Origin of the sequence: Streptomyces griseosporeus (genome assembly GCF_014656055.1) — a bacterium.
Classification (GTDB): domain Bacteria; phylum Actinomycetota; class Actinomycetes; order Streptomycetales; family Streptomycetaceae; genus Streptomyces; species Streptomyces griseosporeus.
The window spans coordinates 244,015-260,987 of the sequence record NZ_BNBR01000009.1; the positions used below are offsets into that span (position 1 = coordinate 244,015).

Genomic DNA, 16,973 nt, shown 5'->3' on the forward strand with positions numbered 1-16,973 from the left:
GCCCCGCGGCCCCGGGGTGATCCGAAAGACACGGCCTAGGCCCTGGGCGCTGTCGCCCCTCTCAGCGGAGGAACTGTCGCCCCTCATGGCCGAGGGGCGACCCGATCACTCCGTGGCGTCGCCGCCGCGGACGATCACCAGGAACGTGTCCGTCGCGAGGTCCATGACAACCTCGGCGGGCAGCCCTTCCAGGCGCCGCGCCTGCGCGAACTCCTCCGCCGGCCACGACCCACGCGGCCCGCCTGCGGGAAAGCGTTCGAGCACTGTTCGCCCGTTCACCACCCTGCACCTCCAGAAAGCGTCGTACTGGTAGGAGTTAACGCCCTCCGGAGGCCGTACGGCTCGCTCGGTGACGGTACTGAGACATTGTTGACACGCGTTCACTGCGCAAGGTGAGGAGGCGATCACCGTACGCAGATCACGATCACGTGGCGTGTCAGAAGTCGTACTCGTCGTGATACCGGATCCGCTCACTGCCCGCAGGTGCCCCGAGAGCCGACGAGCGCCCCTTGGGTTCCTCCCACTCCTCCTGCCGGCCCAGCGCGGTGAGGTCGAGCAGGCTGGTGGTCGAACCGAGTCCGTCGAGGCCGCGCTCGTAGGTGGAGTAGGTGTGGAAGACCCGGTCGCCCTCCCGCAGGAAGCAGCTCAGTCCCGGCCGTTCGACCAGCGCTCCCTCACGCTCCAGCGTCACGCCGAAGTCCCGGTTGAAGTCGCTGCCGCAGGAGGAGTACCAGGGCAGCGTCCAGCCCATCCGCGCCTTGAACGGCAGGATCTTCGGGTACGGCGCCCGGGAGACGGCGGCGAACGACGTACCGCGCGCGTGGAGATGGGCGAGATGTCCGATCTGGTCGAGGAAGGCCGAACAGCTGGGGCAGCCGGCGTCCCCTTCGGGGGCGAACATGAAGTGGTAGACGACCAGCTGGTCCCGCCCCTCGAACAGGTCGAGCAGGGTGGCCTTGCCGTCGCCGCCCTCGAAGACGTACTCCTCCTCGATCTCCACCATGGGCAGTCTGCGCCGCTCCGCGTTGAGCGCGTCACGCGCGCGTGTCACCGCCTTTTCCTTCTCCAGCAGTGCCTCGCGCGCCGCGCGCCACTGTTCGCGCGAGACGATCTCCGGAAGCGACATCGGCCCCTCCTGTGCAACGGTCCGTCGGGGGGTGGACCGGAGTGCGGAGCGGAACTCATCGCTGCCGCGCGGAAATTTTTTCCGCCTCTTCCGCGCCTCAGGTGTCGTACCGCTGGATGCGGCGGCCGTGCCCCCGGTCGACGAGGGCGGGCAGCCGCTCCGCCAACTCCCGTACGACGGCGGGCACGTCGACGGTGAGCAGCTCGCGGTCGCGCATGAGGACGCGGCCGTCGACGATCGTCGTCCGCACGTCCGACGCGCGGGCGCTGTGCACGAGGGTCGCGGCGAGGTCGTGGACGGGCTGGGTGTGCGGCCCGGTCAGGTCGACCAGGACGAGGTCGGCCCGCCGCCCGGGCGCGATACGGCCGATGCTGTCGCCGAGGCCGACGGCGAGGGCGCTCTGCACGGTAGCGTGGTGCAGCGCCTGACGGGAGGTCAGCCAGCGGGGGTCGCCCTGGTCGGCCTTCTGGACGAGCGCGGTGAGGGCCATCGCCTCCCACATGTCGAGGGAGTTGTTGGAGGCGGCGCCGTCCGTGGCGAGCCCGACCGGCACCCCGATGGCGTTCAGGGCGCGCACGGGCGTGGTGGTGGGCCAGGCGAACTTGAGGTAGCCGCGCGGCGCGGTGGCCACGGCGATCCGGCCGGACGCGCGCTCCAGCAGCGGCAAGTCGCGGTCGAGGATGCCGGTGCCGTGGGCGATGAGCAGGTCGGTGTCGAGCAGCCCGGCACGGTCGAGGACCTCGATCGGGGTGCGGCCGTACCGCTCCAGGCTCGCCTCGGTCTGGGCGCGGTTCTCGGCGGCGTGCAGATGCACGGGCAGGCCGTGGGCGCGGGCGAGGTCGGCGGTGGCGGCGAGGTCGGCGTCGTTCACCGTGTACGGGGCGTGCGGAGCGAGGGCGGTGGTGATACGGCCCCGCGCGCCGCCTCGGTGCCGCAGCGCGAACGCCAGGGACTCCGCCCGGCCGCCCGGCCCCTGCGAGGAGAAGTAGGCCTGGCCCAGCTGGGCGCGCAGCCCGCTCTCCGCCACGGCCTCGGCGACCGCGTCCATGGCGAAGTAGTGGTCGGCGAAGCAGGTGACGCCGCCGCGGATCATCTCCGCGCAGGCCAGCCGGGCGCCCAGGGCGATGTCGCGCGGGGTGAGGTTGGACTCGACGGGCCAGACGACGTCGTTGAACCACTCCTCGGTGGGCAGGTCCTCGGCGATGCCGCGCAGGGCCACCATCGGGGCGTGAGTGTGGCAGTTGACCAGTCCGGGCAGGGCGACCTGGCCGCGGCCGTCGATGCGCTCGGCGGCGGTGATCCCGGCCGCCTTGGAGGCCGCCACGACGGCCTCGATCGTCCCGTCGCGGACGACCACGGCGGCGTCCTCGCGGAAGCCGACCCGTTCCTCCTCGTCGTGGACGAGGACGGTGCACCCGGTGACGAGAAGATCGGCGTCGGCGGTCGTCCCTGCATCCGGCCGCGGAGAGGTCGTCATCGGCCCAACGTACGGCGGTGTCGTCGCTCCGGGTGAGCCGAACCGCGGATCCGGTCACGTCTCTGTCGTACGGCCCGAGGCGGGGGCACCCTGAGCGCACCACACGCGTCCCCGCATCCGGTTCCGGGGTCCACAGGGACGTTCGGCTTCTGGAAGGAGCCCGGCATGATCCTCGGCACCTGGAACCTCGAGAACCTGTACCGGCCGGGCGGGCCGTTCGGCCCGAAGGACGAGGCGGCGTACGGCACGAAACTCGCCCGGCTCGCCGCGGTGGTCACCGAACTCGACCCGGCGGTCCTCGGCGTGCAGGAGGTCGGCGATCCCGAGGCGCTGGACGACCTGGTGGGCCTGGTCGACGGGAGCTGGCACGTCACGCTGTCGGCGCACGCGGACAGCCGCGGCATCCGCGTCGGCGTCCTCAGCCGTACACCGCTGCGGGTGCTGGCCGACACGCGCGCGTACCCGGCCCTGCTGCGGCCGGTGCAGGCGGACGACGCGGGGCTCACCGAGGACGGCGCGGGCCGCGGTTTCCTCGCGGTGGAGACGGCGACGGCGGCCGGTCCGCTGCGGGTGGCGGTGGCGCACCTGAAGTCGAAGCTGCTGTCCTACCCGGACGGCCCCGGCGGCGGCGCCCGGTTCTTCCCGCACGACGAGGGCGAGCGTGCGCGGTACGGCGCCTACGCCCTGTTCCGGCGGGCCGCCGAGGCCGCGGCGCTGCGGGCCCTCGCCGACGAGCTGCTCGCCGGGGACGGGCGGCAACGGGACGTGGCGGTGCTCGGCGACCTGAACGACGAGGTGCAGGCCGCCACCACGCAGATCCTGCTCGGCCCGCCCGGCTCGGAGATCGGCACGCCCGGCTTCCCTACGCCGGACCGGGGTGACGCGGCGCGCCTGTGGGACACCGCCCCGCTGATCCCCGCCGCACAGCGGTTCTCGCGGATCGACTCCGGCCGCCGCGAGCTGATCGACCACGTGCTGGTCAGCCACCGGCTGGTCCACCGGCTGACCGGGGCGGGCACGGGACTGCCGGGCTCCGGCCCGTCCGTCCTGCCGTCGGTGGGCCCCGATCCGGCGGAGCGCAGAGGCGCGCCGGGCTCGGACCACGCGCCCGTGTGGGTGCGGGTGGGGGGCTGAGCGGCGTCAGCGGCCGCTCCGGTCTGCCGGGTGGGGGTATCCGAAGGTCCGGCGTGGCCCTATGCGGCGACGGGCAGGCGGGGCGCGGCCGGGACGGTCGGCCCGAGCAGCTCCCGCGCCTCCTCCAACTGGTCGAGGAGTTCGCCGAGGTGCCGCGTGTGCCGGGGAGTGAGCCGTCCGGTGTCGTCGAGGTGGACGGCGCACGCGGTCGTCGTGTCGACGAGGCGTTCGAGCAGGGTGGCGACCTCGTCGGTGCCCGCCGTGTGCCGGGCGAGAGCGGGCAGTTCGGCGGCGGAGAGCGCGATCGCCGTACGGGCCTCGGCGAGGGCCCGGTAGGCCTCACGGCGCAGGGTCCAGCGCGGGGCACGGTCCCCGCCCTGGGTCTCGGCCTCGGCCCCGGCCTCCGCCTCGCCGAGTACATGCGTGAGGTAGGCGTACGCGGCGGACGCCGCCTCCGTGAGCCGCTGGCGCACTCCCCCGCCCCGCTGCCCGGGCAGCGGCAGATGCCCGACGACGAGCACGATCGCGCACGCCAGCAGGGTCTCGCCGATGCGTCCGGCGGACGCCTGCGGTTCGCCGCCCACCATGACCAGGGCGAGGACGAGGACGGTGACGACGGCGGTCTGCGCGGCGAAGTGCCGCGTGGCGACCGGCACCAGCGCCCCGCACACCGCGACGAGGACGACGAGGCCCTCGGGCCGCGGCAGTACGGCGGCGAACCCGGCGAACACGAGTGCGCCCAGCACGGTCCCGGCGGCCCGGCACAGCACCCGGGAGGCGAGCGGCCCGAGGTCGGGCTTGACGAGGAAGACGACGGTGGCGGGCAGCCAGTACCAGTGGCTGTGGTGGCCGTACCAGCGGGCATGGTGGAGCGCCTGAGCCGCGGCGACTCCGGCGCCGAAGCAGAGGGCGACCCGCAGCCCGTACTCGCGCCCGCCCCGACCGAGGACGGCCGCGAGCAGCTGCCGGGCGGTACGCCGCCGGGTGTGCAGGTCCCGCCGGCCGTCCCCACGGTCGAAGGTCTCGGCGGCGTGCAGCAGGGCGTCGTCGAGGGCGCGCAGCGCGGGGGCGGAACGGTCCGGCGCGGGCAGCGGCCCGGTGGGCGACTGCGCGCGTACGGCGGCGGCGAGCCGACGGGGCCCGGCCGCCGCCCTCGGCGAGACGGCCTCCCCGGCCCAGGCGAGGGCGGTGGCCGCCTCGGCGAGCGGCAGGGCGGCGGCGTACTGGGCGTGCAGGCGCCGTTCGGCCGCGGAGGAGGCGTAGCGGCGCAGCCGGGGCCCGGTGAGGGCGTCCTGCGCCTGATCGAGCGCGGCGGTGAGGGCGGCGCGGCGGTCCTCGGCGTGCGCGGAGCCGGCGGCGTCGAGCAGGTCGGCGATCGCGTCGTACACGCGGGCGACGGCCGCCCGTTCGCCGTCGAACCGGAAGTCGCCGCCGACCGACCCGGGCGTCGGCAGCGCGAGCCGCAGCGCCAGCAGCCAGCCGGCACCGGCGAGGAAGGCCAGCCCGCGCTGCCAGCCGCTCTCCGGCAACGGCATCCCGGCCCCGATGGCGGCGGCGACCAGCACCTGCGTACCGGCCGCGGAGGCGACGGGCCCGACGGCGCTGACCCCGCCCGCGAGCAGCCCGAGCGCGGTGAGGAGGAGGGTGAGCGGGACGGGACCGGCGTACTGCCCGGCATACGTCCCCGCGCACAGGCCCACGGCCCCGGCCAGCGCCGGCACGCCGATCCGCTTGACGGACGCCCGCCGGCTGCCGGGCCGGTCGTTGATCCCGGCCAGCATGGCGGCGATGGCGGCGACGACACCGAGCGACACCCGCCCGAGGACCAGCGCGGCGAGCAGCAACGGCCCGGCGGCCAGAGCACCGCGCACCACCGCACTCCAGGGCACGGGCCCGCGCTGCGCGCGCAACGCGTGAGCGAGCCAGGGCGGAAGGTCGAGAAGGGGGCGGCGCGACACGGGGCTCCTGTCCGGACGAGGGCGGGGTGTGCCTTCGGGCGACGGTGGCCGGGCGGTGGGGTGTGTGTTCCACCGTAGATCACGAACACGGAGGCGAAGGGACGGTCGTATTTCAGGCGTGTGACAGTCGGGCGGGAGGGCGCGTTCTTTATGAACACAAGGCCACTGCGCGGGGCGGGGCGCCCGGCAGCGTCGGGCCGTCCGGGGTGATTGTCAGTGGGGCGCTGTATCAAGGAGGTGTCACTCAGCGTAATCACGGGGGAGGTCATTGTGACGGAGTACGGCACTACTGCGGGCGACGAGACGGCGCGGGGGCATGTGTCGGTCGCCGGGCTGCGGGCCCGGGGCTGGACGCCCGGCATGGTGCGGCGGCTGCTCGGCGAACCGGATCTGCTGCGCCCCAACCCGGTCTCCCCGGCGGCCCCGCGGACCCGGCTGTACCGCCTGGAGCGGGTGGAGGCGGTGGAGCGCGGTGAGGAGTTCCGGGCCGTTTCGGCGGCCGCGGCGCGCCGGTCGGTCACGGCCAAGGCAGCGGCCTACCGCAGGCGGCGCGAGGTCCTGATCCGGATCGTCGCCGAGCCGATCGAGGTGCCCCGGCTGACACCCGACCGGCTGACGGCACTGGCCGTCGAGCACCGGAAACGGACGCTGGAGGAGGAGAGGCACGAGCGGCCGGACCGGACGGCGGAGCCGGCCGGCGTCGAGGACCTGGATCGCCGCACGCTGGACCGATGGAAGGTGGCCTACCTGCGCCACCAGCTGACTCGCTACGACGAGCTGCTGGACGGGCTCGACGGCGGCACCGGCCGCGCGGGCGCCGAGGCGCTGCTGCGGCGGCGCGTGTACGAGGCCATCCGGCAGACGTACCCCGATCTCGCGGAGGAGTGCGCGCGCCAGGTGTCGGACCCCGCGTGAGACCGGGGGCCGTTCGGCCCGGCGGCCCGGAAAACCGGGTGCGGGCGAGCCGGGTTCTCACGGACGATCGGGGGTCGGCGCACGCTGTGCCGCCGATCCATCGATCCGTCGATGAGCCATTGAGTCGATGAGTCGATGAGTCGTCCATCGATCCGCCGTCCCTCGATCCGTCGCTCGCAAGGAGCCGCCCGCATGATCCGGCGCGTCACCGTCCCCGGCCTCTTCCCACCCCCCGTCTACTCGCACGCCTCGGTCGTCGAGGCCGGCACGAAGCTGGCCTTCCTCGCCGGTTCGGTGCCCCTCGACGCCGACGGGAAGCTGGTCGGCGACGGCGACCCCGTACGGCAGGCCGAGCAGGTGCTGCGCAACCTGCGGGAGCAACTGCGCGCCGTCGGCAGCGACTTGGAGCACGTCGTGGTGACCGACGTGCACGTCGTGAGTGCCGACACCGCGGTGCTCTCCGCCGTGTGGGACGTCGTCGAGGCGTCCGGGCTGAGCGCCGGGCCGCACTCTTCGACGCTGCTCGGGGTGGCCTGCCTCGGCTACCCCGGGCAGCTCGTGGAGATCACGGCCACGGCCGTCGTACCGGAGGGTGACAGCCGGTGAGTTCGGGACAGGCGCCGTCGGGCGTCACGCTGCGCCGGGCCGTACCCGCGGACGCCGGTGCCCTCGCCGATGTCTATCTGCGGTCGTTCACCGCCGCGCTGCCCACGGTCGTCCGGCCCCGGTCCGACGACGAGGTGCGGGCCTACCTGCGGGACGTGGTCGTGCCGCACCGGGAGACGTGGGTGGCCGAGGCAGCCGACGGCGGCGGGCGGCGGATCGTGGGTCTGATGGTGCTCGGCGACGGCGCCCTGCTCTCCCAGCTGTACCTCGACCCCGACTGGCGGGGGCGTGGCATCGGGGACCGCTTCGTCACCCTCGCCAAGGAACGCCGGCCCGGCGGCCTGGAGTTGTGGACGTTCCAGGTGAACACACCCGCCCACCGGTTCTACGAGCGGCACGGCTTCGTCGCCGTCGAGTCCACCGACGGCAGCGGGAACGAGGAACGGGAACCGGACGTGCGGTACGTCTGGACGCCGTGAGGCCACGCCATCGCGCGGGGTGGCGGGACGACGGGGACGCGGGAGCGGGGCCCTCCGGTGAGCGCCGTGACTGTCACCGCCCCTCCTGTCACCGCCCCTCCTCGCGATGGGGCAGCCCCGCGGCTTGCGCCGCCGTGCGCAGCACGTCCCGGAGCATGTCGGGGGTGAGCCGGCCGGTGAAGGTGTTGCGCTGACTCACATGGAAGCAGCCGAACAGCTCCAGGCCGTCGTGGCCCTCCAGCACCGCCCGGGCGCCGTGCGCGAAGGCCGGACGGGGCCGGGGCACCGCCCAGCCCGCCTCGGCGAACGCGGGCAACGCGGCCTGCCAGCCGAACGCCCCGAGCACCACCACCGCCCGCAGCGTCGGCCGCAGCAGCCGCAGCTCCTGCACGAGCCACGGCCGGCAGGTGTCCCGCTCCTCGGGCGTGGGCCGGTTGGCCGGGGGTGCGCAGTGCACCGGGGCCGTGACCCGGACCCCGTACAGCTCCAGCCCGTCACCCGCGCTCACCGACGTCGGCTGGGAGGCGAGCCCCACGTCGTACAGCGCCTGGTAGAGCACGTCGCCGGAACGGTCTCCGGTGAACATCCGGCCGGTCCGGTTGCCGCCGTGCGCCGCCGGGGCGAGGCCGACGATCAGCAGCCGGGCGTCCGCCGGCCCGAACCCGGGCACCGGCCGCCCCCAGTACGTCCAGTCGGCGAACGCGGCCCGCTTCGTGCGCGCCACCTCCTCCCGCCAGTCGACGAGCCGGGGACAGGCCCGGCATCCGGCGACCCGCCGGTCGAGCTCGGGAAGACCTGCGGGGGAAGGACGGGCGGCACTCATGTCTCCACCGTAGGAAACCGCTCGGATGCGTGCCGCGCGGGGAGCTAAGGTCGGGGACATGGTTGCTGAAGGTACGGACCACCCCCCGACGGACGACACGCCCGAGCCCGAGCGCACCGGCATGGACCTGCCCGGCACGGCCGCCTCCACCGCCCGGGACGCCACCACCGGTACGGGCACTGCCACCAGCACCGACGCCGGCACGGGCACTCGCACCATTGGAACGGACGCCGGTCAGCCCGACGACGCGAAGATCGCCGCCGCGGTGGCCGCCGCCGAGGCCGCGGCTCCGGCGAACGGCGAGTCGGTCCGTATCGACAGCTGGATCTGGTCCGTACGCCTGGTCAAGACCCGCTCCCTCGGCTCCGCCGCCTGCAAGGGCGGTCATGTCCGTGTGAACGGCGAGCGGGTGAAGCCAGCGCACTCGGTCCGGATCGGCGACGAGGTACGGCTGCGGAACGAGGGCCGCGAGCGGGTCGTCGTCGTGAAGCGGCTGATCCGCAAGCGGGTGGGCGCTCCCGTGGCCGCCCAGTGCTACATCGACAACAGCCCGCCGCCCCCGCCGCGCGAGGCCGTCGCCCCGGCCGGCATCCGCGACCGCGGCGCGGGCCGCCCCACCAAGCGCGACCGCCGCGAGCTGGAACGGCTGCGCGGCCTGGGCGCACCCGGCTGGCCGGGCGGCCCCGGCGCTGGGCCGGGGCCGGGGCCGGCGAGCGGTGGCCGGGGACGGGCCGGAGGGCGCTGACCGGTCACCCCTGCCGCCGCAGCCACGCCACCAGCTCCGCGTTGTGCCCCCGGCGGGCCCAGGCGATGAGGACGAGCGGGACCATCAGGATCAGCGGCGTCGCCGCGTTCTCCCCGTCGAAGACGCTGAGCTGGACGACGAACGCGCCCACCATCAGCCCGCTGAGGGCCGTCGCCGCCAGGGACTGGAGCACCGGGACGAGCAGCGCCACCGCCCCGGCCAGTTCCAGTGCGCCGATGGTGTACATGCCCGCGCTGCCCCAGCCGATCTTGTCGAAGGCCTCCGCCGCGGTCGGGTGCGCGATCAGCTTCGGCAGAGCGCTCGCGAGCCCGAAGAACAGAGCGAGCAGCACCTGCACTGCGCGCAGCGCGGCCCGGGCGCGGCGCCCCCGCGTGGGGGCGGCCTCGGCGACGGCCGTACGGGACGAGGCGGCGGAAGCGCTCGTGACCGGAGCCGTGGCGGCGGGAGAGGCGGTGACGGGAGCGGTGGTCTCGGACATGGGGGTCTCCTGCGGGAAGCGGTCCATGCTGGTGTCACAGAGGTAGACCGGCACTCGCCCCGAAACTCATCGCGGCCGGCCCAAGTCATCGCCTCCGACGGGCCGTCCGCCGCCCCCGCCGCGCTATGCCGCCGCAGGCACCGCCCGCACCCATATCCGGTCCTCCGTGAGATACCGGTCGACCCTCAGCCCCGCTTCGGCGAGCGCCTCCTCGAACTGTTCCTTCGTCAGCGGCCGGGCACGGAACGTCTGGGTCCAGGTGGCGTCCGGAAAGACGTACTCGGCGTGGACCGAGCGCACGCCTTCGTTGACCGGCTCGGAGGAGAGGATCCGTACCGTGAAGCCGTGGGGGTCGCGGCGCTCCCGCGGTACACGGCTGTGGTAGTCCTCGCCCTCCCGCTGGATCAGGACACAGCCGTCCTCGGCCACATGCCGAACGCACGTGCGCAGCAGGCCGCGTCGGACGTCCAGGTCGGCGGCGTGCACGAGGAACGACGCAAGCAGCACCACGTCGAACCTCTCGCCCAGGTCGAGGTCCTCGATGGGACTGCATATCGTGCGTGCCCCGCGCACCCGGGCCAGCATCTCCGGGGACTCGTCGACCGCGGTGACCGTGAAGCCCCGCTCCAGCAGCGGATGGGTCATGCGGCCCACCCCGCTGCCCAGTTCGAGCATGCTCGCGCCTGCCGGCACGGCGGCCTCGATGATGTCCGGCTCCGGCCCGGCCGGCAGCCGGGAGTACAGCTCGACCGCGCAGCCGTCCGGGGTGATCGCCCCGGGTCCCGTCCCCTGATGTCCCGCTCGCGTCTTCAGCTCCATGCCCGTCCAACGGCCCGCTTCCGCACGGCCGTTCCCCCTCGCCACGGGTTCACCCGTTCGAGTGGTCGGGGCGTCAGTGGTCGGGGCGTCACAGCCGGAACCACCCGTGGCCGACATACCAGTGCCCGCCGCCCCGCAGATGGTCGACCACCGCCCGTTCGAGAGCCGTCCGGCGCGGCAGCCGTTCCACGTCGGCGTCCGGGGCACCGCCGAAGACGAAACGGACCGGCACGTCGTCCTCCGGCTCGTCGGGCAGCCGGCTGATGTGGAAGCGTTCCTGGAAGCGGACGATGTTGGAGCCCTCGGGCAGGTACCGCTTCAGCTGCGGGTCGAGCAGCCACGAGCCGCACGTCACCACCTGGTACGGCTCGTCGGGGTAGTGGCGGGCGAAGAAGGCCCGGGCCAGCTCCAGGGACCGGTCCACGGCCCGCGGCGTCAGCGGCCCGAGGAAGTCGGGGATGTGCAGGCCGAGGCCGAAGTACCCGGTGCCGACCGGGAGGCCGGCCGCCGCGATGGAGTCGCCGGTCCAGGAGCCGATCCGGCCGCGCTGGAACTGCAGCCGGCCCAGCTGGTACAGCTCGCCGCGGAAGTGCAGGGTCAGCCAGCGCGGTGCCAGGACGCCTCCCGTGCCGTACCGCCTGCGGTGGGCGGCCAGGCAGCGGCCGGTGTCCGCGAGGGTGCGCCGGCCGACCTCCGGCGGGATCGCCCGGTCACGGTGGTGGGCGCGTACGGCGGGCAGGGCCGCCAGCAGGACGTACAGCGGGAAGTACCGCTGCAGCGGGCCCGAGGGCCAGTCCAGCTCGGGCAGCTCGGCTCCGTCCCGGATCTCCCCCATGCCCTCGACGAGCACCGCCAGCGACCGCTCCACGGCGGCCCGCAGCTCCGGGTCGTCGGTCACCCGCCGGCTCATCCGCACGACGGTGTTGATGTCCTCGTGCGGCACGGCGAGATCGCAGAGCGTCTCGGCCAGTTCGTCGTCGTCCCCGAACACGCGCACAGCCCCCTGCCTGACGGTGCCGGACGCCCGTCGGGCGCCCGCTCTTCCGGTGTGGAGAACGTCTCCGGCGAAGAGTACGTTCAAAAGAGGAGCGGGTGGTCGAGATGCGGACGGGCAGTGAGCCGACGACAGCGCGCAGCGCGCTGCGGATGAGGTTGTGGCTGAGCCTGTGGGGTCTGGTCTGGGCGATCTTCGGCACGGCCGTGTTCGCGCTGGTCGGGCGGCCGGGCTGGGCTGCCGCGTGCGGGGCGCTGTGGCTGGTGATCACGGTCGACCTGGCGGTGATCCTCAAGCACATCCGGCAGGGCCCGCACTTCCAGCCTGGGCCGGACGTCCCGCCGTACCGCCCGCCGGAGCACCGCCATCGCTACCCGTAGCGCTCGCTACCCCGGGCCGTTGGGTCGCACGTCCTTGTGGAGCCGGACCTCAGTCGTCGAAACGGGCGGCCCTCAGGTACTGCGGGTTCGGGTCCAGCGCCGCCGCCAGACGGAAATGGCGCCTGGCCTGGTCCTCGCGGCCCTGGCGCTGGTAGGTGCGGGCGAGCGCGAAGTGCGCGTACGCGTTGTCCGGTTCGCGCTCCAGCACGATGGAGAACTCCAACTCGGCGGGGCGCAGCTGCGCGGCGGCGAAGAAGGCGCGGGCGCGCAGCAGACGGGCGGCGGTGTTCTCCGGGTGCGCGGCGATGACGGAGTCGAGCAGCTTCACCGCACCCCGCGGGTCGCGCGCGGCGAGCAGTTGTTCGGCCGCGCGGTAGTCGATGACGTGTGTCTCCGGAGTACCTCCGGTCGAACCGCTGATTTCGGGCACGGAAAAATCCTTCCCTTGCTGCAGGGGTTCAACGCTTGGACCGAGTACCCCTATTCCTCGCCGGGCGCCGGCGCGGCGGCGCCCTGACCGTGCGCTCTGCGCCGCAGTTCCGCCCACACCTCGCGGACCCGCTGCCGGAGCTGCTCCAGGGGTACGTCGTTGTCGATCACGATGTCGGCGATCGCGCGGCGCTTCTCCCGGTCGGCCTGCGCGGCCATCCGCGCGCGTGCGTCCTCCTCGGTCATGCCGCGCAGCCGGACCAGCCGGTCGAGCTGGGTCTGCGGGGCGGCGTCGACGACGACCACGACGTCGTAGAGCGGGGCGAGGCCGTTCTCGGTGAGGAGCGGGACGTCGTGGACGACGACGGCGTCCTCGGCGGCGGCCTGTTCCAGTTCGCGGGAGCGGGCGCCCACCAGGGGGTGCACGATCGCGTTGAGGACGGCGAGCTTGTCCGGGTCGGCGAAGACGATGGAGCCCAGCCTGGGGCGGTCCAGGCTGCCGTCCTCGGTGAGGATCTCCTCGCCGAAGGCGTCGACGACGGCGGCGAGACCGGGCGTGCCGGGCGCGACGACCTCGCGCGCGATGCGGTCCGCGTCGATCAGTACGGCCCCGCACTCGACGAGCAGCCGGGACACCTCGCTCTTGCCGGCGCCGATCCCGCCGGTCAGGCCCACCTTCAGCATGACCGGAAGCTTAGGCCCTGCCACCGACAGCGGCGGGGGCAGGGCCGGGGAGCTCGCGCGGGCTCAGTTGTCGCCCTCGCGTTCCGCCAGGAACTTCTCGAACTCGCGCCCGATCTCGTCCGCGGACGGGATGTCGACGGGCTCGGCGAGCATGTTGCCGCGGCTCTCGGCGCCCGCGGCGGCGTCGTACTGGTGCTCAAGGCCCTGCACCAGGGCGGTCAGCTCCTCGTCGCCCTCGCGGATCTGGCGTTCGATCTCGTTCTGCGTGCGGTGGGCGTCCGTGCGCAGGGAGTGCGCGACGGACGGCAGCACCAGACCGGTGGCCGCGGTGATGGCCTCCAGGACGGTCAGCGCCGCGTCCGGGTACGGGGACCGGGCGATGTAGTGCGGGACGTGCGCGGCGACGCCCAGCACGTCGTGGCCGGCCTCCATCAGGCGGTACTCGACGAGCGCCTCGGCGCTGCCGGGCACCTGGGCCTCGTCGAAGGGGCTGCGGTGCCCGGGGACGAGGTCCGTACGGTTGCCGTGCGGGGTGAGGCCGACCGGGCGGGTGTGCGGCACGCCCATGGGGATGCCGTGGAAGTTGACCGACAGGCGCACGCCGAGCCGCTCCACGATCTGCCGCACGGCGGCGGCGAAGCGCTCCCACTCCACGTCCGGCTCGGGCCCGGACAGCAGCAGGAACGGCGCGCCGGTGGCGTCCTGGACGAGCCGGACGGTGATCTCGGGTTCGTCGTACGCCGTCCAGCGGTCACGGCGGAAGGTCAGCAGCGGCCGGCGGGCGCGGTAGTCCACGAGCCGGTCGTGGTCGAAGCGGGCGACGACCTGGTGGGGCAGCGAGTCGAGGAGCCGGTCGACGATCTGGTCGCCGGTCTCGCCCGCGTCGATGTATCCGTCGAAGTGGTAGAGCATGACAAGTCCGGCCGATTCCTGGGCGAGCGCCATGTCGACGACAGCCAGGCCCTTCGGCTCCCATGCGTACAAACCCTGCGGATCAAGCACTTGGACCGCTCCTCCTCGTGTTCACAGTGAACAACGAGGCGCGCGGCGTGGGCATTCCCGGGTCCGCGCTCTTGATCAGGAGACGTCGAGGGGCCGGGCCGGAAAACACCGAGGGACCGCACCCGGGAAGGGTGCGGTCCCTCGGCTATGGACCAAGCGGTCGGCTAGGCCTCAGCGGTTGAGCGTCAGCTCTGGCCGCCGGCCAGCTTCTCGCGCAGGGCAGCCAGCGCCTCGTCCGACGCCAGGGCGCCGGAGGTGTCGCCACCCTCGGAGGAGTACGAACCGCCACCGGAGGCGGCCGGAGCGGCAGCCTCGCCACCCTCGGCAGCGGCCTGGGCGTCCGCCTCGCGGGACTTGATGACCTGCTGCTGGTGCTGCTCGAAGCGGGACTGCGCCTCGGCGTACTGGCGCTCCCACTCCTCGCGCTGCTTCTCGTAGCCCGGCAGCCAGTCGTTGGTCTCCGGGTCGAAGCCCTCGGGGTAGATGTAGTTGCCCTGGTCGTCGTAGGACGCGGCCATGCCGTACAGGGTCGGGTCGAACTCGACCGCGGACGGGTCGGCACCGAAGGACTCGTTGGCCTGCTTCAGCGAGAGGCTGATGCGGCGGCGCTCGAGGTCGATGTCGATGACCTTGACGAAGATCTCGTCGTTGACCTGGACGACCTGCTCCGGGATCTCCACGTGGCGCTCGGCCAGCTCGGAGATGTGGACCAGACCCTCGATGCCCTCGTCCACGCGGACGAACGCACCGAACGGAACCAGCTTCGTGACCTTACCGGGCACGACCTGGCCGATCTGGTGGGTGCGGGCGAACTGCTGCCACGGGTCTTCCTGGGTCGCCTTCAGCGACAGGGAGACGCGCTCGCGGTCCATGTCGACGTCGAGGACCTCGACGGTGACCTCCTGGCCGACCTCGACGACCTCGGAGGGGTGGTCGATGTGCTTCCAGGACAGCTCGGAGACGTGGACCAGACCGTCGACGCCACCCAGGTCCACGAAGGCACCGAAGTTGACGATCGAGGAGACCACACCGGAGCGGACCTGACCCTTCTGGAGGGTCGTGAGGAACGTCTGGCGGACCTCGGACTGGGTCTGCTCCAGCCAGGCACGGCGGGACAGGACCACGTTGTTGCGGTTCTTGTCCAGCTCGATGATCTTGGCCTCGAGCTCCTTGCCCACGTAGGGCTGGAGGTCGCGGACACGGCGCATCTCGACCAGGGAGGCCGGGAGGAAGCCGCGGAGGCCGATGTCGAGGATGAGACCACCCTTGACGACCTCGATGACGGTACCGGTGACGATCCCGTCCTCTTCCTTGATCTTCTCGATGGTGCCCCAGGCACGCTCGTACTGGGCGCGCTTCTTCGAGAGGATCAGGCGGCCTTCCTTGTCCTCCTTCTGGAGGACCAGGGCCTCGATCTCGTCACCGACGGCGACGACCTCGTTGGGGTCGACGTCGTGCTTGATCGAGAGCTCGCGGCTCGGGATAACGCCTTCGGTCTTGTAACCGATGTCGAGCAGGACCTCGTCCCGGTCGACCTTCACGATGACGCCGTCGACGATGTCGCCGTCGTTGAAGTACTTGATCGTCTCGTCGATCGCGGCGAGGAAGGCTTCCTCGTTACCGATGTCGTTGACCGCTACCTGCGGGGTGGTGGCGGTGGTCTCGGTGCTGCTCGTCATGTGGGAAAGGGCTCCGGTACGGACATTGAAGTCGTAGGTACTGCTACGCCGGAGCCCGTTTCGCTCTGCAGAAGCCGGACAGCCAAGGAAGCGCCAATCCAGACACCGGGTGCCCGGTGGCGCCTCGACAACCGAGGGGACATACAACAGATGCGAGCGCAGCCTGCTACGTCTGAGGTGCGCAGGCCCGCAGCGCAACTTGTAGCATACGGGGGCAGCCGGACAGGGTCAATGCGCGAAGCCGCACACCCGGGGCGGATCGCCGCATTCCCGGCACAAATCGTGTCTTCTGAGGCCACGCGGGCCTGCCGCGTCCCTTCTCCGACACGACCGGGGCCGGCTGGACGGAAGAGTACGACGAGGGAGCCGATCATCCAAGAGCCCGAAGCGTTCACAGCGGCCGAGCAGGACGCCGAGCCCGAGGCGACCCGGCGGGAGGCCGGCGTCGCGGAGAGCGTCCGGGCCAACCGGGGCTGGTGGGACCGCAACGCCGACGAGTACCAGGTCGAGCACGGCACCTTCCTCGGCGACGACCGGTTCGTCTGGGGCCCCGAGGGGCTGGACGAGGTGGAGGCCGAGCTGCTCGGCCCGGCGGAGGAGCTGAAGGGCCGGGAGGTGCTGGAGATCGGCGCCGGCGCCGCCCAATGCGCGCGCTGGCTGGCCGCCCAGGGTGCCCGCCCGGTCGCCCTGGACATCTCGCACCGGCAGCTGCAGCACGCGCTGCGCATCGGCGCCGGCTTCCCGCTGGTGTGCGCGGACGCTGGCGCGCTGCCCTTCGCGGACGCCTCCTTCGACCTGGCGTGCTCGGCGTACGGGGCGCTGCCCTTCGTCGCCGATCCGCGGCAGGTGCTGCGGGAGGTGCGCCGGGTGATGCGGCCCGGGGGGCGGTTCGTCTTCTCGGTGACCCACCCGATCCGCTGGGCGTTCCCGGACGAGCCGGGCCCGGAGGGGCTGAGCGTCTCGGCCTCCTACTTCGACCGCACGCCCTACGTCGAGCAGGACGAGGAGGGCCGCGCGGTGTACGTGGAACACCACCGCACGCTCGGCGACCGCGTCCGGGACGTGGTGGCGTCGGGCTTCCGGCTGGTGGACCTGGTCGAGCCGGAGTGGCCGGCCTGGAACACCTCGGAGTGGGGCGGCTGGTCGCCGCTGCGCGGGCACCTCATCCCGGGTACGGCGATCTTCGTGTGCGAGCGGGACTGAGGCGCGCGCCCAGGGGACGTT

Annotated in this window: 19 protein-coding genes; 7 read left to right on the forward strand and 12 right to left on the reverse strand. The window is 73.1% G+C overall.

Going from position 1 to position 16,973, the window contains the following annotated elements; genetic code table 11:
- Positions 1–105: 105 nt before the first annotated feature.
- From IE308_RS34515 to IE308_RS34525, 3 genes are all read right to left on the reverse strand, one after another.
- On the reverse strand, positions 106–279 hold the full coding sequence (locus tag IE308_RS34515; protein ID WP_190220910.1) for a DUF8839 family protein: 174 nt from the start codon (positions 277–279) through the stop codon (positions 106–108).
- A 157-nt stretch (positions 280–436) separates the two neighbouring features.
- Positions 437–1,126, reverse strand: a complete 690-nt coding sequence (locus tag IE308_RS34520; protein WP_110627416.1) for a DUF899 domain-containing protein — start codon at positions 1,124–1,126, stop codon at positions 437–439.
- A 97-nt stretch (positions 1,127–1,223) separates the two neighbouring features.
- Entirely contained in the window at positions 1,224–2,603 is a 1,380-nt protein-coding gene (locus IE308_RS34525) for an amidohydrolase (RefSeq protein ID WP_190220911.1), read from the reverse strand.
- A gap of 165 nt (positions 2,604–2,768) precedes the next feature.
- Between IE308_RS34525 and IE308_RS34530 the strand changes: the two genes are divergently transcribed.
- Positions 2,769–3,737: an endonuclease/exonuclease/phosphatase family protein gene (locus IE308_RS34530; protein WP_190220912.1), complete on the forward strand. Its 969-nt coding sequence runs from the start codon at positions 2,769–2,771 to the stop codon at positions 3,735–3,737.
- Between the two features lie 59 nt (positions 3,738–3,796).
- On the opposite strand, the gene IE308_RS34535 is transcribed toward IE308_RS34530, so the two are convergent.
- The gene (locus IE308_RS34535; protein WP_190220913.1) at positions 3,797–5,695 is read right to left on the reverse strand and encodes an FUSC family protein; all 1,899 of its coding nucleotides are present in this window, start codon (positions 5,693–5,695) and stop codon (positions 3,797–3,799) included.
- Positions 5,696–5,932: 237 nt separating this feature from the next.
- Here IE308_RS34535 and IE308_RS34540 point away from each other — a divergent pair, with 237 nt between their 5' ends.
- From IE308_RS34540 to IE308_RS34550, 3 genes are all read left to right on the forward strand, one after another.
- On the forward strand, positions 5,933–6,610 hold the full coding sequence (locus tag IE308_RS34540) for a hypothetical protein (protein WP_229909346.1): 678 nt from the start codon (positions 5,933–5,935) through the stop codon (positions 6,608–6,610).
- Positions 6,611–6,802: 192 nt separating this feature from the next.
- Positions 6,803–7,216: a RidA family protein gene (locus tag IE308_RS34545; RefSeq protein ID WP_190220914.1), complete on the forward strand. Its 414-nt coding sequence runs from the start codon at positions 6,803–6,805 to the stop codon at positions 7,214–7,216.
- Entirely contained in the window at positions 7,213–7,695 is a 483-nt protein-coding gene (locus IE308_RS34550) for a GNAT family N-acetyltransferase (RefSeq protein ID WP_110627421.1), read from the forward strand. Before IE308_RS34545 ends, IE308_RS34550 begins: the two co-directional genes overlap by 4 nt.
- Positions 7,696–7,783: 88 nt before the next feature.
- Here the strand turns inward: IE308_RS34550 and IE308_RS34555 are convergent, their stop codons facing one another.
- Positions 7,784–8,518 (reverse strand): uracil-DNA glycosylase, encoded by a 735-nt coding sequence (locus IE308_RS34555; protein ID WP_190220915.1) that lies wholly within the window; start codon positions 8,516–8,518, stop codon positions 7,784–7,786.
- Between the two features lie 121 nt (positions 8,519–8,639).
- Between IE308_RS34555 and IE308_RS34560 the strand changes: the two genes are divergently transcribed.
- Positions 8,640–9,263, forward strand: coding sequence for an RNA-binding S4 domain-containing protein (locus IE308_RS34560; protein WP_373314671.1), 624 nt, complete (start codon positions 8,640–8,642; stop codon positions 9,261–9,263).
- Positions 9,264–9,267: 4 nt separating this feature from the next.
- Here the strand turns inward: IE308_RS34560 and IE308_RS34565 are convergent, their stop codons facing one another.
- The 3 genes from IE308_RS34565 to IE308_RS34575 all read right to left on the reverse strand — a co-directional run bounded on the left by IE308_RS34565 (position 9,268) and on the right by IE308_RS34575 (position 11,572).
- Entirely contained in the window at positions 9,268–9,762 is a 495-nt protein-coding gene (locus tag IE308_RS34565; protein ID WP_190220916.1) for a DoxX family protein, read from the reverse strand.
- Between the two features lie 123 nt (positions 9,763–9,885).
- On the reverse strand, positions 9,886–10,581 hold the full coding sequence (locus IE308_RS34570) for a class I SAM-dependent methyltransferase (RefSeq protein ID WP_190220917.1): 696 nt from the start codon (positions 10,579–10,581) through the stop codon (positions 9,886–9,888).
- 88 nt (positions 10,582–10,669) lie between these two features.
- Positions 10,670–11,572: an acyltransferase domain-containing protein gene (locus IE308_RS34575; protein WP_190220918.1), complete on the reverse strand. Its 903-nt coding sequence runs from the start codon at positions 11,570–11,572 to the stop codon at positions 10,670–10,672.
- Between the two features lie 110 nt (positions 11,573–11,682).
- Between IE308_RS34575 and IE308_RS34580 the strand changes: the two genes are divergently transcribed.
- Positions 11,683–11,955, forward strand: coding sequence for a DUF6343 family protein (locus IE308_RS34580; protein ID WP_110636271.1), 273 nt, complete (start codon positions 11,683–11,685; stop codon positions 11,953–11,955).
- Positions 11,956–12,004: 49 nt separating this feature from the next.
- Here the strand turns inward: IE308_RS34580 and IE308_RS34585 are convergent, their stop codons facing one another.
- The 4 genes from IE308_RS34585 to rpsA all read right to left on the reverse strand — a co-directional run bounded on the left by IE308_RS34585 (position 12,005) and on the right by rpsA (position 15,749).
- A complete protein-coding gene (locus IE308_RS34585; RefSeq protein ID WP_110627424.1) occupies positions 12,005–12,385 on the reverse strand; it encodes a tetratricopeptide repeat protein in 381 nt (126 codons plus the stop codon).
- 50 nt (positions 12,386–12,435) lie between these two features.
- A complete protein-coding gene (gene coaE / locus IE308_RS34590; RefSeq protein WP_110627425.1) occupies positions 12,436–13,068 on the reverse strand; it encodes a dephospho-CoA kinase in 633 nt (210 codons plus the stop codon).
- Between the two features lie 63 nt (positions 13,069–13,131).
- Positions 13,132–14,070: a PAC2 family protein gene (locus tag IE308_RS34595; RefSeq protein ID WP_110627426.1), complete on the reverse strand. Its 939-nt coding sequence runs from the start codon at positions 14,068–14,070 to the stop codon at positions 13,132–13,134.
- Positions 14,071–14,255: 185 nt separating this feature from the next.
- Positions 14,256–15,749 carry a 30S ribosomal protein S1 gene (gene rpsA, locus IE308_RS34600; RefSeq protein WP_110627427.1) on the reverse strand — a complete coding sequence of 498 codons (1,494 nt, stop codon included), beginning with the start codon at positions 15,747–15,749 and terminating at the stop codon, positions 14,256–14,258.
- A gap of 231 nt (positions 15,750–15,980) precedes the next feature.
- On the opposite strand from rpsA, the gene IE308_RS34605 reads away from it, so the two are divergent.
- Entirely contained in the window at positions 15,981–16,952 is a 972-nt protein-coding gene (locus tag IE308_RS34605; protein ID WP_308440135.1) for a class I SAM-dependent methyltransferase, read from the forward strand.
- The last annotated feature ends 21 nt before the right edge of the window (positions 16,953–16,973 follow it).